At 62.6% G+C, this 14661-nt stretch carries 16 protein-coding genes; 12 read left to right on the top strand and 4 right to left on the bottom strand.

All coding sequences use genetic code 11. The features are described from left to right. Window positions 1-47: 47 nt before the first annotated feature. From L6963_RS06785 to L6963_RS06810, 6 genes are all read left to right on the top strand, one after another. Window positions 48-1169, top strand: a complete 1122-nt coding sequence (locus L6963_RS06785) for a TadA family conjugal transfer-associated ATPase (protein ID WP_237206127.1) — start codon at window positions 48-50, stop codon at window positions 1167-1169. Then, window positions 1169-1885, top strand: a complete 717-nt coding sequence (locus L6963_RS06790; protein WP_237206128.1) for a type II secretion system F family protein — start codon at window positions 1169-1171, stop codon at window positions 1883-1885. The genes L6963_RS06785 and L6963_RS06790 overlap by 1 nt, the downstream gene beginning before the upstream one ends. After that, entirely contained in the window at window positions 1885-2358 is a 474-nt protein-coding gene (locus L6963_RS06795; protein ID WP_237206129.1) for a type II secretion system F family protein, read from the top strand. The genes L6963_RS06790 and L6963_RS06795 overlap by 1 nt, the downstream gene beginning before the upstream one ends. 332 nt (window positions 2359-2690) lie before the next feature. Then, window positions 2691-2903: a DUF4244 domain-containing protein gene (locus L6963_RS06800; protein WP_237194936.1), complete on the top strand. Its 213-nt coding sequence runs from the start codon at window positions 2691-2693 to the stop codon at window positions 2901-2903. A 114-nt stretch (window positions 2904-3017) separates the two neighbouring features. After that, entirely contained in the window at window positions 3018-3398 is a 381-nt protein-coding gene (locus L6963_RS06805; protein ID WP_237206130.1) for a TadE family type IV pilus minor pilin, read from the top strand. Beyond that, window positions 3395-3766 (top strand): Rv3654c family TadE-like protein, encoded by a 372-nt coding sequence (locus L6963_RS06810; protein WP_237194933.1) that lies wholly within the window; start codon window positions 3395-3397, stop codon window positions 3764-3766. The genes L6963_RS06805 and L6963_RS06810 overlap by 4 nt, the downstream gene beginning before the upstream one ends. Window positions 3767-3799: 33 nt before the next feature. On the opposite strand, the gene L6963_RS06815 is transcribed toward L6963_RS06810, so the two are convergent. Continuing rightward, window positions 3800-6373, bottom strand: a complete 2574-nt coding sequence (locus L6963_RS06815) for a DEAD/DEAH box helicase (RefSeq protein WP_423816790.1) — start codon at window positions 6371-6373, stop codon at window positions 3800-3802. A 177-nt stretch (window positions 6374-6550) separates the two neighbouring features. Here L6963_RS06815 and L6963_RS06820 point away from each other — a divergent pair, with 177 nt between their 5' ends. The 3 genes from L6963_RS06820 to L6963_RS06830 are packed head-to-tail and all read left to right on the top strand — an operon-like array spanning window position 6551 to window position 8455. After that, complete coding sequence (locus tag L6963_RS06820) at window positions 6551-6991, top strand: pyridoxamine 5'-phosphate oxidase family protein (RefSeq protein WP_237206131.1); 441 nt, start codon at window positions 6551-6553, stop codon at window positions 6989-6991. 49 nt (window positions 6992-7040) lie between these two features. After that, window positions 7041-7925: a rhodanese-related sulfurtransferase gene (locus L6963_RS06825; protein WP_237206132.1), complete on the top strand. Its 885-nt coding sequence runs from the start codon at window positions 7041-7043 to the stop codon at window positions 7923-7925. Then, window positions 7922-8455, top strand: a complete 534-nt coding sequence (locus tag L6963_RS06830; RefSeq protein WP_237206133.1) for a GyrI-like domain-containing protein — start codon at window positions 7922-7924, stop codon at window positions 8453-8455. Before L6963_RS06825 ends, L6963_RS06830 begins: the two co-directional genes overlap by 4 nt. 121 nt (window positions 8456-8576) lie before the next feature. Here the strand turns inward: L6963_RS06830 and L6963_RS06835 are convergent, their stop codons facing one another. From L6963_RS06835 to L6963_RS06845, 3 genes are read right to left on the bottom strand one after another with little or no spacing between them, the layout of a single operon-like run. After that, entirely contained in the window at window positions 8577-8717 is a 141-nt protein-coding gene (locus tag L6963_RS06835) for a hypothetical protein (RefSeq protein WP_237185034.1), read from the bottom strand. 44 nt (window positions 8718-8761) lie between these two features. Then, complete coding sequence (locus tag L6963_RS06840; protein ID WP_237185033.1) at window positions 8762-9202, bottom strand: pyrimidine dimer DNA glycosylase/endonuclease V; 441 nt, start codon at window positions 9200-9202, stop codon at window positions 8762-8764. Then, window positions 9202-9519, bottom strand: coding sequence for a thiamine-binding protein (locus L6963_RS06845; protein ID WP_185174173.1), 318 nt, complete (start codon window positions 9517-9519; stop codon window positions 9202-9204). The genes L6963_RS06840 and L6963_RS06845 overlap by 1 nt, the downstream gene beginning before the upstream one ends. A 40-nt stretch (window positions 9520-9559) precedes the next feature. Between L6963_RS06845 and L6963_RS06850 the strand changes: the two genes are divergently transcribed. The 3 genes from L6963_RS06850 to topA all read left to right on the top strand — a co-directional run bounded on the left by L6963_RS06850 (window position 9560) and on the right by topA (window position 14609). After that, window positions 9560-11200, top strand: coding sequence for a DUF7059 domain-containing protein (locus L6963_RS06850; protein ID WP_237206134.1), 1641 nt, complete (start codon window positions 9560-9562; stop codon window positions 11198-11200). A 9-nt stretch (window positions 11201-11209) separates the two neighbouring features. After that, window positions 11210-11629 carry a pyridoxamine 5'-phosphate oxidase family protein gene (locus tag L6963_RS06855; RefSeq protein ID WP_237185028.1) on the top strand — a complete coding sequence of 140 codons (420 nt, stop codon included), beginning with the start codon at window positions 11210-11212 and terminating at the stop codon, window positions 11627-11629. Between the two features lie 139 nt (window positions 11630-11768). Beyond that, window positions 11769-14609 carry a type I DNA topoisomerase gene (topA, locus tag L6963_RS06860; RefSeq protein WP_237206135.1) on the top strand — a complete coding sequence of 947 codons (2841 nt, stop codon included), beginning with the start codon at window positions 11769-11771 and terminating at the stop codon, window positions 14607-14609. The last annotated feature ends 52 nt before the right edge of the window (window positions 14610-14661 follow it).

A 14661-nucleotide genomic window follows, 5' to 3' on the forward strand; every position in this document is an offset into this window, starting at 1 on the left:
AGACAAGAGAAAGATGCCGGGGCAGGGGCCTACCCTGAAAGGTAGCCATGCCCGATACTGAGATGCGTGTGCGCCGATCGCGGCGCCGTTTCTTTGAGCCGACCCCCACAGACCTACCCGATGATGTGCCGCTCTTAGCGGTAGAACCTGCCGAGACCGACCTGGGCCCGCTCACACCCCTGGTGAGCCGAGAAGGGCTGACCGATATTTTCGTCAACGGCCCCCAGGATGTCTGGTACGAGGCCGCAGGTACCCTGCACCGGGCTGCTATTACCTTCCCCGACGATGAAGCCGTCCGGGCACTTGCCACCCGGCTGATCCTATCGGCAGGTGGCCGTCTGGACGACGCCTACCCGGCTGCCGACGTCCAAACCCAGCAGGGAATCCGTATCCACGCCCTGCTCCCACCCCTGAGCCGCTCCGGCACCCTGCTGTCCCTGCGCCTTCAACCGGCCCAGCGCCCGTCCTTACGGCAACTACAAGAGCGCGGCATGATGGGGCGCGACCTGGAACAGGTGCTGCGGCAGCTGGTGCGCTCGCGGGCTAATCTGCTGGTCAGCGGGGGAACTGGGACCGGCAAGACCACCCTGCTGGGTGCCCTGTTGCAGGAGGCGGACGCCGGTGAGCGGCTACTGCTGGTAGAAGATACCTCTGAACTGCAGCTAGACCACCCGCACACCGTGAGCCTGCAGGCCCGGGCTGCTAACGCCGAGGGGCAGGGCGAGGTGGGGCTGGCCGAGTTGATTCGGCAGGCCCTTCGTATGAGACCGAGTCGGCTGGTGGTGGGGGAGTGCCGCGGAGCTGAGGTCATGGATATGCTGACGGCCATGAACACCGGCCACTCCGGGAGCGGCACCACGGTGCACGCTAACTCCGCAGGGTCTGTGCCAGCCCGGCTCTATGCCATGGGGGCTCTCGCGGGGGTGAGTAGCCAGGCTGTGGCCCTGCAGGCTGCGACGGCGCTGGATTATATTGTGCACCTTGAACGCGAGGGTAAGCACCGTATAGTACGCGGGGTTTACCGGCTGGTAGGCGGGCACAACCTTGCCGTTGAGCCGGTCTGCACCGTGGAGCCGCGCCGTCGCGGCACCTACCTGCGCTGGCACCCCGGTGGTGAAGAGCTCCAGCAGGCAGCCGGGCTACCTCAGAGCACGGGGGTGGGTGCCTGATGCCGGTCAATGGTCTGAAAAGTCTTGGGGTTCGCAGCGATTCTGCGGGCTTAGAAGAGCTGGAGCTATGGCCCGATGCCATCTGGCGTCTTGCCGCCCTGCTACGCGCGGGGTGCTCACCGGCACAGGCATGCACCCACGTGGCGGCCTATCTGGTGGACCTAGAACACGAGGGGCGCACCGAACAGAAATCCGGCCTGCTCGCAGTTGTGGGAAAGCTGCGGCCGTCCACGCGCCAGCAGCAGGGCCTCGAAGGTGCCCGGGCCCAGATGGCCCAGCTTTTTGAGACCGCGAGCGCCCAAGCCCAGAAGGGGCTGCCCCTAGCCGGTGTGTATCTGCAGGCTGCCGGGCAGGCTGAGCTGCGCGAGAGCGTGAGGCAGGGAGCTGCCAGGGTGGCAGCCTGCTGGCAGGTGGGGGAGCGGACGGGCGCCTCACTAGCCCAGGTGTTTGAGCGCCTAGCCCGCTACCTGGAGACGGAAATTGACCTGCGCCAGCAGCGGGAGACGGCTTTGAGCGGGCCGCGGGCTACCGGTCGAATCCTTTCCTGGCTGCCTTTTGTGGGGTTGGGGCTGGGAATCCTGATGGGTACGGATCCCTTAGGGGTGCTTCTAGGGTCAGTTCCCGGGGCTCTTGTTGGGTGCCTGGGGCTGGCGCTGGCCTGGTGCGGCAACCGCTGGACGGCCCGCCTGATTCGTCGCGCGGAAGAGGGGCAGTGATGCTGGCTTTACCGAGAGCGGGGAAGCAGCCTCGGGCGTCCGCTCCTGAACTAGATGCTGCCTTCTACCTGGATATGGCGGCGACCATGCTCGCGGCAGGGCTTTCGATCCCTGCGGTGCTGCACCAGCTGGGTCAGCTTGAAGAGGGAAGGTACGAGGCGGAACTGACCGCTGTGGTGGAGCGCCTCTATCAGGGGCAGAGCTGGGCGGACGCCTGGGAGCAGCCGGTTGCCCCGGGGCTCGTAGGCCTGTATGAGGCGCTGGGGCTGACGCTGAGCACGGGTGCACCGAGTGCCCAGCTGGTGAGGGTACTGGCCCAGCGGCAGCGCCGCCACCGGCAACGGGCCTACGAGAAGGCAGCTGCCCGGCTGAGCGTCAAACTGGTGGTGCCTCTGGGGGCCTGCTCGCTACCGTCCTTTATCTGCCTCGGGGTGGTGCCCGTTCTCATCGCCCTGTTTCCGGCGCTTTTTTAGAAGCGGGCAGGCGGTACGGACAGGTTATCCACAGGCCTCCGGTGGAGGGCGCAGGGGCGTCATAAAGGCGTCACGGCTGCACTGCTGTAGAAGGTGTTGGGAGCTTTGCTCCCTGAAAAGACAGGAGAGCAGGCCCGCTGCCCTTATCCACAGGTAACACTACTCTTTACGCTATCTCGGGCAACTGGAAAGCTACAGGTACCTCGGGTGAAGGCCCCGGCGTCTTTCTCACCACCTCAACCCGCCCCTTACCCCGTCTTCGCCCGAGAAAACCCGAAAGAACACAGCGCCTCGGCAAGGCCGCCGAGGAGCACCACATCAAGGAGGAAACCGTGTCGAACACTCACCCCACATCACCTGTAGAAGGCCAGGTCTTTCAGGCCGGTCTCGACGATCCCGAAGCGGGCGCTACGACCGCCGAATACGGAATCGTCATGCTGGCGGCCGTAGGCTTTGCGGGTCTGCTCGTGGTCATTCTCAAATCTGAAGAAGTCCGCCAGATGTTGCTGGGGCTGGTGCAAACAGCTCTCTCAACCGGTGCGTAGACCGCCTTCTGTCTCTGTACCCGGGCTAAACCGCCCGGGCACAGAGACAAGAAAATCCGTAATCGATACCTGAAAACCCTGGAACCCTCAGCCCAAGATTAAGGTGGTGATACCGTGCAGACCCTAGCTGCACCAGAAGATGAGAGAGGGTCAAGCACTGCCGAGTTTGCGGTGATACTCCCAGCTCTTGTGTTTGTTCTGGCCCTGGTGCTGGGAGCTGCTGCAACCGGTATCGTGCAGCTCAAGCTGGAAGAGGGCGCTCGCCTGGGAGCCCGGGCAGCAGCCCGCGGGGAAACAGCCGAGACCGTAACCCGCATCGTGCAGGAGATAGACCCCGCAGCTACCGTCACCCTGGTTCATGATGACGACATGACGGTCGTAACGGTGAGCAGGCAGGCTCCGGGAGTTGTGGGAAAGGTCAGCGGCTGGACGCTTACCGCCGATGCCCGGGCCCTCACCGAATACAGCGCTACCACCGGGAGCGCTGACCCATGAATCGCGAAGTCGAGCGGGAACGAGGAAGCGGCACCGTTGCCACGGTGGGCCTGGTCTGCGCTCTTCTTATTCTCGGGGCTACCTGCGCCGGACTCATTGGGGTCATCACCGCGCAGCACCGGGCAGCGGCAGCAGCAGATCTAGCCGCCCTTGCCGCAGCGGACGCAGCCCGTGGCCTTGCTCCCGGGGAGCCCTGCGCGGTCGCCGAGCACGTTGCCCACTCTAACGGGGCTCGGTTGGGTGGCTGCGGCCAGCCCGCCGGGTTGGGCGGGACGGTGGACGTCCGCACCCTCGTCGATATTACCGGTCCCTTCGCTTTCCTTGGCCCCGCTGAGGGCCTATCCCGGGCTGGGCCGCCTGTTTCCTGATAACCGAGGCTAGCCCCGCTCGCTATATCAAGGCTAGAAGGGGTCGTCGGCAGCGGCGAAGCCGGTCAAAGACTCAGCTACATCCACCGGGGCGGCTTCTACCTCCACCCGGTGCCCCACCGTGTAACTCTCAGCTCCTGTTTCCCCAGCTACCGAGCTTTCAGCCGCCGGGCCTAAAGGCTTGAGCAGTTTTCTGCGCTCTTCATCGGTGAGTTCATCGGCCTCAACGAGCAGGGCAGCTAAAAGCCGTGCGGCGCCCGCCTTATGCAGGGGCTCGTTCCGGTTACCGCACTTGGGGGACTGCACACACGAGGGGCAGCCCAGCTCGCACTCGCAGGCCAAAATCGTATCGAGAGTGGCCCGCAGCCAGTGACCCACCTGCTCAAAGCCCCGTTCGGCAAAGCCAGCCCCGCCAGGGTGGCCGTCGTAGACGAAAATCGTGGGCTGTTCGGTATCGATATGAAAGGCGGTCGATAAACCACCGATATCCCACCGGTCGCAGGTGGCTACCAGGGGGAGCAGACCGATAGCGGCGTGCTCAGCGGCATGCAGGGCCCCGGGGATATCCCGCTCATGAATCCCAGCAGCGTGCAACAGGGTAGCGGGCATAGCCCACCAGATAGCCCTGGTCTGAAGCTCTTGCGGGGCAAGGTCAAGCGGCTCATCACCCAGAACCTGCTGGCCCACCAGGGACTTCCGCTGGTAGCCCACCACCTGGGAACGAACCCGCACCCTGCCGTAGTTCAACGACACCTGCCCCTGCTGCTGCGTTTCTTCAGCACCCAGCACGGTCACTTCGGTGATATCACGGGACTGGGTGTAATAATCGGGGCTCACCGCAGAGACCGCAATAACCTTGTTGTCCTCATCAAGGTCTTCCACCACATAGGTCTTGCCCTGGTGAGTGTAAATAGCGCCGGGGTGCCCCTGGGAGTGGGCGTGGCCGTCGTCCATACTGCCAATCACGGCACCCGTTTCACAGTCAATAATCTGCAGGGGAGAACCACCCCCGCGCAGGTTCACAAAGTCACTGGCAGACTCGGGGTGGGTCCAGAACCAGCCGGTGGCCCGCTGCCGCAGGTAGCCCTGCTCCACCAGGCGGCTCAACAGCGCCTCGGTGGTGCGTCCAAAGACCATGAGCTCCTCCCGGCGCAGGGGAATCTCAGCTGCCGCAGCACACAGATGCGGGCTAAGCACATAGGGGTTCTCAGGGTCGAAAACGGTTTTTTCAACCGGCCGGTCAAAAATATCTTCGGGGTGGTGCACCAGGTAGGTATCGAGGGGGTCTTCGCTGGCAATCAGGACGGCAAAAGCGTCCTGCCCTGCCCTGCCCGCTCGTCCTATCTGCTGGTAGAAGGACGCCCGCGTGCCAGGCCATCCGCCCACCAGCACGGCATCCAGCCCCGCAATATCAATACCCAGCTCCAGGGCGTTGGTCGAGGCTACGCCCAGAATCTCACCCCGGCGCAGGCTGGCCTCAAGGGCCCGCCGCTCCTCGGGCAGGTAGCCCGCCCGGTAGGCTGCGATACGGGCAGAAAGGCCGGGCTCAACCTCATCGAGATAGCGGCCAGCGGTCTGCGCGATAGCCTCAGCCCCGCGACGGGACTTGATAAAGGAAATCGTGCGGGTACGGTTCACCACCAGGTCAGTGAGCAGCTCAGCGCTCTGGGTAATGACCGACTTACGCACCGGCGCCCCGTTCTCACCCGCACCACTGCCCTGGGCACCGGGGCGGACGCTCACCCCGTTGGCGTGGGCAGAAAGCTTGTCATTGACCGCAGCCGCATCGGTAAACTCCGGCTCCCACAGCAGTACATGGGTAGCACCGCGCGGGGCGGTACTCTCAGTTACCGCGGTAACCGCGGTGGGCCGCGACCCAATCAGCCGGGCAAAAGACTCAGCAGGCTCCGCGCTGGTAGCAGATGCCCCGATAAACACCGGGGTAGCACCGTAGTAGCGGCATACCCGTCGCAAGCGCCTCATCAGCAGAGAAACATGGGCCCCAAAGACGCCCCGGTAGCCGTGGGCCTCATCCACAATCACATACTTGAGCTTGCGCAAAAAACCAGCCCACCGGGCATGGTTGGGCAAGATAGCGTGGTGCAGCATATCCGGGTTGGCCAGAATGAAGTTGGCGCGCTCGCGAATAAAGCGGCGGTCGGCCTGCGGGGTATCGCCGTCGTAGCTTTCGGCCACGAGCCCGGGTAGTCCTAAGTTGCGCAGGGAGGCCAGCTGGTCTGCCGCCAGGGCCTTGGTGGGGGAGAGATAGAGGGCCGTTGCCCGCCCAGAATCAAAGCCGCTAGCCTGGGCCTCGAATTCGCCCCGGTAGATAGCGTCAAGGGCGGGTAGCTGGTAGGCCAGGGACTTACCCGAGGCGGTTCCCGTTGCCAGAATGACGTGCCGGTTGCCGGGGGAGTCGTGCGCGGCCGTTGCCGCCTGCACCTGGTGTAGATAGGGCTCGGCGACCCCTAGGTTCTGGTAGGCCTCAACCACCCGCGGGTGGGCCCAGGACGGCCAGGGGGCAGTTTCAGCGCGCCGGGCAGGCAGGGTACGCACATGGGTGACCTGCTCAGGTAAGGACGCCAGCCCCAACTGGTCGAGCACCACGGCCAGCTCACCGGGCTGGGGAGCGCGAGTGGACGGGGCTCCGGCTGGGTGTGAGCACGAGGGAAGGGCATCGGTAGGCACCCGTCTATTATGGCACCGCGAGAGCGCGCGTAAATATTTGCTCTTTCTATCCTGTTATCTGTGACCTGCACTATAAGGGGTGGGATAATGGGCTGTATGAGTATTCCAATGAACATTCAGGGTAAGAAGGCCACCGAGCAGGAGCCTGTGGTCACGGTCCTCACCGAAGAGCAGATTTGGGAGCTGATTGAGGGCACCCGGTTTGCCCGTCTGGGCACGGTAGGCGAGGACGGCTACGTGCACATCACCCCGCTCAACATTGTGACCGACGGGGTTCGCATCTTCTTCCGCACCGCCTCCGGCAGCAAACTTACCCAGCTTTTGATGAACGAGAAAGTAACCGTGCAGTTCGACCGGGCAGAGGGCAGTCACGCCTACTCGGTCAATGTCTTTGCCACAGCCCGCCTGCTGACCGAAACCCGCGACATTGACTACGTTGGCAAGCTCAACCTTGAGCCCTGGCTCGATACCGAGAAGCTGGAGTTTGTGGAGCTGACCCCGCAGAAAATGACCGGGCGCCGCTTCCGCCTGGGCTAGGAACGCCAGTCGCCGCCCCACCGAGGGGCATAAGGTCTAAAATAGGGGTGTGTCTCAAGAAAAAATTATCCTCTACTACTGCTTTGCCCCTGTGACCGACCCCAAGGCTGTGATGCTGTGGCAGCGTGCTCTCTGCGAGAAGCTGGGCCTGACCGGCCGCATCCTGATCTCTAAGCACGGCATCAACGGTACCCTGGGCGGCGACATCAACGCCCTGAAACAGTACGGCAAAACTACCCGCCAGTACCCGGGCTTCGAAAAGCTCGAACTCAAGTGGTCTGACGGCAGCGCTAGCGACTTCCCCCGCCTCTCGGTAAAGGCCCGCGACGAGATTGTCGCCTTCGGTACCCCCGATGAACTCATCGTCGATGAAAACGGTGTGGTGGGCGGCGGCGTGCACCTGAAGCCCGAAGAAGTCAACAAGCTGGTTGAAGAGCGCGGCGACGAGGTCGTCTTCTTCGACGGCCGCAATGCCTTCGAAGCAAAAATCGGCAAGTTCAAGAACGCTATTGTGCCCGATGTGCGCACCACCCACGATTTCATTCAAGAAATCGAATCGGGCAAGTACGATGACCTCAAAGACAAGCCCGTCATCACCTACTGTACCGGCGGTATCCGCTGCGAAATTCTTTCGGCACTGATGAGGAACCGCGGCTTCAAAGAGATTTACCAGATTGACGGCGGCATCGTGCGCTACGGCGAAAAGTACGGCGACTCCGGCCTCTGGGAGGGTTCACTCTACATCTTCGACAAACGCCAGCACATGAACTTCTCACCCGACACCGTCACAATCGGCGAGTGCGAACACTGCGGTGCTAAGGCAAATACCTTCGTCAACCTAGATGTCGACGGCGTGCGCGACCTAGTGCTCCTGTGCCCCGACTGCCAGGCTAAAGCAGAGGCCGAGCGCGAGGCTGCGGCAGCGTCAGCATGAGTGAGCAGAAAACCCCGGCTTACGAGACAACTCTGATTGAATACGGTACCTTTATGGTCGCCGGTGTCACCGACCCGGCGACAGAAGAGAGCGACTTTGGATCCTGGTGGGAGCGCCTCTACAGCACGCTTGAGTCGGGCGGGGGCGACCTGGCCGCCCAGCGTCTGGCTGCGGTAGAAAAGCTGCAGAAGGTGGGCGTCGTAATGCCGGACGCCGACGATACCGGTTTTACCTACACGGCGGGTTTCATTGTGCCCGGCGGTATTAAGGACGTTGCGGCCCTTGGGCTGACCGGCGTGATGGTACCGGCTGCTATGTACGCTACCGTCCTGGTGCAGGGGGCCATTACCCCGGGCGTCCCCCCTGCCCATATCAAGGCGGGCTTCAACCACCTGGCCAGCACCTTTATCCCCTCGAAGGGGCTGGAGCCTACCGGCGTCTGCCTAGAAGTGTACGGGCCCGGCGAAATCACCGACGAGAACTACCGTATGTATCTCTGGCAGGCTGTAACGAGCCCGCAGGCCGCGTAAAGAAACAATAAAATACCTCCCGCAGTGCGATATGCGGGAGGTATTTCTCTCTAAAGTATGTGCGCTTGCGCGCCCCTGGATAACGGTTGAACTGGTGTGGTAATACCGAAGGGAAAAATCTTTAGGAGTTCTGCTCTACGGCCAGTTCGGCCTCAAGCTTCTCGATAATCTCTGCGATGAAGGCGGGGCCACCGTTAGCGGCCTTTTCCTTCCAGTCAGCGATGGACTTTTCCAGTTCGGCAATTTTTTCTGCATTTGCCATAAGGTAAATATAACCCAGACCTCTAGAAAAAATCACCTTGATTACTATTTGACCTTTTCCCAGTTTTCGATGGGGCCGGGTACGACGGTGAAGAGCGGGTGGGTGACTTTAGTGGGTGACGTGGAAAAATACTGGTCATACCACTGTGGGGAGCGGGCTTTTACTTTTTCTGCCAAAAATGAGATTTCGTAGTCTAGCTGGCCGTCGGTAACCGGTAGCGGTGACAACTCAGGTTGAGCAGGGAGCACCAGCAAACTGCGGTTGAAGTTATAGCCCCGTCTATCAGCCTCATCAGCCAGCCCGTGCAGGTAGGTGCAGATGTAGGCCAGGGGGTCACTAGAGGCTTTGAAACGGTTCAGCTGGGGGTGGTTGGTGTAGCCCTGGGTGAGCCCCTGGAGCACTTTCTGGGCAAGCAGGGTCTCACGCCAGCAGGCCACTAGCCCCTTAGCGTCGAGCAGGGAGGGATGAACAGACCAGATGCGCACTAGCCCTCAGCTCTGCGGGCGATGGCTTCTTCGAGGCGGTCGAGTTTGCCGGTGAGTTCTCCTGAGTCGTGACCTGGGCGAATGTCGGCTTTGAGCACGAGGGAGACCCTGTTGCCGTACTTTCCAACGGCTTCGGTGGCGGCTTTGATGACGGCCATGCACTCATCCCAGTCACCTTCGATGGTGGTAAACATGGCGTCGGTGCGGTGGGGCAGGCCCGAATCGCGGACAATCTGGACGGCTTCTGCAACGGCGTCGTGCACGGACCCGGACGGGTCGCCGCCGCCAGTGGGGGCTACAGAGAATGCAAATAACATGTCTCTACCGTACCGCTCATACGGTTAAATAGAGAGCGTGATGACTTCTGATTTTTCTCGTGTTCCCGGTGCCCCCGTTAGCGCCGATACTGCCGCCCTCACCCGTCTGCACGCTGCCCTGACCGAGCTCAACTACACCTACGACGGTATCGAGGAGTTGCTGGGGTCTCGCGCTTTTGAGGCGATGACCCGCGACCAGGTGGTGCCCGGTCTCTACCGGGTGAGCCAGATTCTGGGGCAGGAGGCGACATCAGAAACCTTTACCACCGCCCAGCGGAATCTGGCCCAGCTGGTGCGCTTCTTCCTCTTTGGCACCGCTCTGCCCGGTGGGGACCTTGAGGACGCACTGGGGGCAGGTAGCCTGGACCTGCTGCTGGATCTGGGGCTGGCGGAGCCCACCGAGGACGGCCTGGTACAGGCTGCCGTAGACCTGCGGCCGCACGCCGCAGACGACGGAACCGAACTCTTTGTGGCCAGCGACTTGGGCGCCCACCAGCGCCCCGGCGTCCTGCGTAAGGACCACGTGCTGGGTATCGGCCATGCCTCCCTTACCCTGGCCCAGCTCACCGAGCGAACCCCCGTAGACCGGGCCCTCGATCTGGGCACCGGATGCGGCATCCAGGTCTTCCACCTGCTGGCCCACACCCGCCACGTGACCGCTACCGACATTTCCGAGCGTGCCCTGGCCTTTACCCGCTTTAACCTGCTGCTCAACGCGTCCGCCCTGAACCTTGATGCGACCAACCTCGAAGAGCGCGTGAGCCTGCGCTTAGGTTCCCTGCTCGAACCGGTCGCCGGTGAAACCTTCGACCTGGTGGTCTCTAACCCGCCCTTTGTTATCACCCCGCGCAGCGACCACGAGAGCCCCGAAGACCAGTTCACCTACCGCGATGGCGGCATGGCAGGGGACGGTATCGTCTCAACCCTGGTGCAGCAGCTACCCACCGTGCTCGCCCCCGGCGGGCGCGCCCAGATGCTGGGTAACTGGGAAATCCCCGTGGACGGCCAGGACGGCCCCATCGACTGGGCAGACCGCCCCCGCGCCTGGGTGGGGGAGGAGACCGAAGCCTGGTTCATCCAGCGCGAGGTTCTTGAACCCGAACAGTACGCCGAAACCTGGCTACGCGATGCCAGCGAAAACCGCGACCCCGCCCACTTTGAAGCCGCCTACACCGCCTACCTGCGCGACTTCGCCTCCCGTGGCGTTGGCTCCATCGGGTTTGGCATGATTTGGCTGCGTAAGCCGAACCCGGCGTCCGCAGGGGAACGCCTACACCGCTTCGAAGAAATCACCTACCCCATCCAGCAGCCCATTGCCCCCTTCATCACCGAGGCGGTGGAGCACTTTGATCAGGTCACCGCCTTGAGCGATGCCGAGCTGCTAGAGAAGCACCTGGTTGTTGCCGGGGACGTGACCGAAGAACGCCACGCTACCCCCGGCTCCGAGCACCCCTCCGTGATTCTGCTGCGTGCAGGTGCCGGGCTGCGCCGCACCATCCTAGAAACCACAGAGACCTCCGGCTTCGTCTCCGCCTGCGACGGGGAACTGACCGCCGGCCAAATCGTCGGTGCCCTAGCTGCCCTGCTGGGCTGGGAGACCGAAGAACCCAGACAAGTATTAATCAGTAACATGCGCGAACTGCTCGAAAAGGGCTTTTTGCGGATTGACCAGGGCGACTAGACTGGGGCCATGGTAGAGAATCCTATTAAAACCCTGTCTGAAGACCGCTGCTGGGAGCTGCTAGCTGCCCACGAGTTCGGCCGCCTGGCCCTGGCTGTTGGCGGGGAGGTAGATATCTACCCCGTCAACTTTGTGGTGCACGAGAAGAAAATCTACTTCCGCACCGCAGCCGGCCAGAAGCTCTCAGAAGTCGTCATCAGCCGCAAGGCCGCCTTCGAAATTGACGAGGTCATCGACGGTACTGCCCGCTCCGTTGTCGTGCACGGCAACGCCCACTGGCTCACCAGCGAAGCCGACCTCGACGCGGTTGAAGCCCTGGGCCTGCGCACCTACTCACCGACCTACAAGACCAACTGGGTTGAGGTAGAGCCGGTGAGCGTCAGCGGGCGCGAGTTCGAAATCGGGGCAGAACCTGCCGACGAGCTTTAAGGGGCTAAGGGGGGCCAGCACCGGTACTGGCCCCCGCACGCCCGCGCTCTAAGGTCACATCGGTCTAAGTAGACACGAAGCCCCGTAAGTCGGCTATTGTTGTGCATACACGCGAAAAACCGACCCCAAGGAGCCCTCAGTGCCCACTAAGGCAACCACCGAGCACGGCAAGTCACTGCTGATCGTGGAATCCCCCTCGAAGGTAAAAACCATCAGCGGGTACCTGGGCGATGCCTTCATCGTTGAATCCTCCATGGGGCATATCCGCGACCTTCCCCAGCCCTCCGAGCTGCCCGATGAGCTCAAAAAGAGCCCCGTCGGCAAGTTCGCGGTCAACGTAGAAGAAGGCTTCGAGCCCTACTACGTGGTCAACCCCGATAAGAAAAAGAAGGTCACCGAGCTCAAGCGCCTGCTCAAAGAGTCCGATGCCCTCTACCTGGCAACCGATGGTGACCGCGAAGGTGAAGCCATTGCCTGGCACCTGCTGCAGGTGCTCAAGCCCAAGGTGCCCGTCTACCGTCTGACCTTCCCCGAAATCACCAAAGAAGCGATCCAGCGCGGCTTCAATGAACTGCGCGATATCGATAACAACCTGGTGGATGCCCAGGAAACCCGCCGTGTGCTCGACCGTATCTACGGTTACGAGCTCTCACCGGTCCTCTGGCGCAAGGTCTCCCGCGGCCTGTCAGCCGGTCGCGTCCAGTCCGTTGCCACCCGCCTGGTCGTAGAGCGTGAGCGCGAACGCATGGCCTTCCGCTCAGCCACCTACTGGGACCTCACCGGTACCTTCACCACCTCCGCCTCCGAATCTTTCACCGCCAAGCTTTCTGCCGTTGACGGTGCCCGCGTGGCCACCGGCAAGGACTTTGCCGACGACGGCACCCTCAAGACCAGCGCCCGCGGCAAGGTTGCCCACCTGGACGAAGCCGCCGCCAGCTCCCTGGCGAGCGCGCTGGCGTCCGCCGAGTTCGCCGTCCGCTCGGTCGACACCAAGCCCTACACCCGCCGCCCTGCGGCTCCCTTCACCACCTCCACCCTGCAGCAGGAGGCCGCCCGCAAGCTCCGCTTCTCATCCCGCTCCACCATGCAGGTAGCCCAGCGCCTCTACGAGAACGGCTACATCACCTACATGCGAACCGACTCGGTTGCCCTGTCTGACCAGGCAACCCAGGCAGCCCGCAAGCAGGCCTCCGAGCTCTACGGCGCCGACTACGTACCAGCCTCCCCTCGCGTCTATACCTCCAAGTCAAAGAACGCCCAGGAGGCTCACGAAGCAATCCGCCCTGCGGGGGATTCCTTCCGTACCCCCGCCGAGGTCAAGAATGCGCTGAGCATCGATGAATTCCGCCTCTACGAGCTGATTTGGAAGCGCACCGTCGCCTCCCAGATGGCTGACGCCAAGGGTTCCACCGCCTCTGTCCGCCTGGGGGCAACCGCCGCCGACGGCCGGGATGCCGAGTTCGCAGCGTCTGGCACTGTCATTACCTTCCGCGGCTTCCTCGCAGCCTACGAAGAAGGCAAGGACGTCCTGCGCGGCGAAGAGGGCAAGGGCGAGGCCAAGGACGGTAAGGACGACAAGCGCCTACCCAACCTGGCAGAAGGCGATTCCCTGCGCGGTAGCGATATCGAAGCTGCCCGCCACGAAACCTCACCCCCGCCCCGCTACACCGAAGCCTCCCTGGTCAAGGCCATGGACGAACTCGGCATCGGCCGCCCCTCCACCTACGCAGCCGTCATCTCCACCATCATGGACCGCGGCTACGTCAACAATCGCTCCGGCTCCCTGGTGCCCTCCTGGACCGCTTTCTCGGTCGTCCGCCTGCTCGAAGAGCACTTCGCCAAGTACGTGGACTACGAGTTCACCGCCGAAATGGAAGAAGACCTCGACCGCATTGCCCGCGGTGAAGAGGCCCGCCCCGAGTGGCTGTCTCACTTCTACTTCGGTGGGGGAGACAAGCGAGGCCTCAAGCCCATCGTTGACAACCTGGGCGACATCGACGCCCGCGCGATCAACTCTGTAGAGGTCGCCCCCGGGGTCAACCTGCGCGTGGGCAAGTTCGGCCCCTACCTTGAGACCGGCGGCGAGATCGACACCGAAACCGGCGAAATCAAGGACCCCATCCGCGCCAATGTACCGGCAGACCTGGCACCCGATGAGCTGACCGAAGAAAAGGTCGCTGAACTGCTGGAAGCCGGTAAGAACGACGGCCGTGAACTCGGCGTTGACCCGGCCACCGGCCGCACCATTGTGGCCCGTGACGGACGTTTTGGCCCCTACGTCACCGAGGTTATCCCCGAGATGACCGAGGAAGAAATCGCCGCCTGGATGGACGCCCAGCCCACCGAGTACTACAAGAACGGCAAGCCCAAGCCCAAGAAGAAGCCCAAGGCTGAAAAACCCCGCACCGGCTCCCTCTTCAAGTCCATGGACCTGGCAACCGTTACCCTGGATGACGCCCTCAAGATTATGGCCCTGCCCCGCGTGGTCGGTACCGATGCCGAGGGCACCGAAATTACCGCCCAGAACGGTCGTTTCGGCCCCTACCTGAAGAAGGGCACCGACTCCCGCTCCCTGGAGACCGAGGACCAGATTTTCTCTATCACCCTGGAGCAGGCCCTGGAGATTTACTCCCAGCCCAAGCAGCGCGGACGCGGCGCCGCCAAGCCCCCGCTGGCTGAGCTCGGCGTAGACCCGGTCTCTGAAAAGAAAATCGTGGTGAAGGACGGCCGTTTCGGCCCCTACATCACCGACGGCGTCACCAACATTACGGTGCCCCGCAGCGAAACCATCGAGTCCCTGACCCACACCCGCGCGGTTGAGCTGCTCGCTGAGAAACGAGCTAAGGGCCCGGTCAAGCGCAAGACCGCCGCCAAGAAGCCGGCGGCCAAGAAAACCACGGCTAAAAAAACCACGGCTAAAAAAACCACAGCCAAGAAGACCGCGACCAAGAAGAGCACCGCTCAGAAAGCGGGCGAGTAGTCGGTTATCGCATGGGTCCCGTCCTTGTACACTGGTAGGCAGGAAAACTTTT

The sequence above is a fragment of the Rothia nasimurium genome (assembly GCF_928392795.1).
GTDB classification, from domain to species: domain Bacteria; phylum Actinomycetota; class Actinomycetes; order Actinomycetales; family Micrococcaceae; genus Rothia; species Rothia nasimurium_F.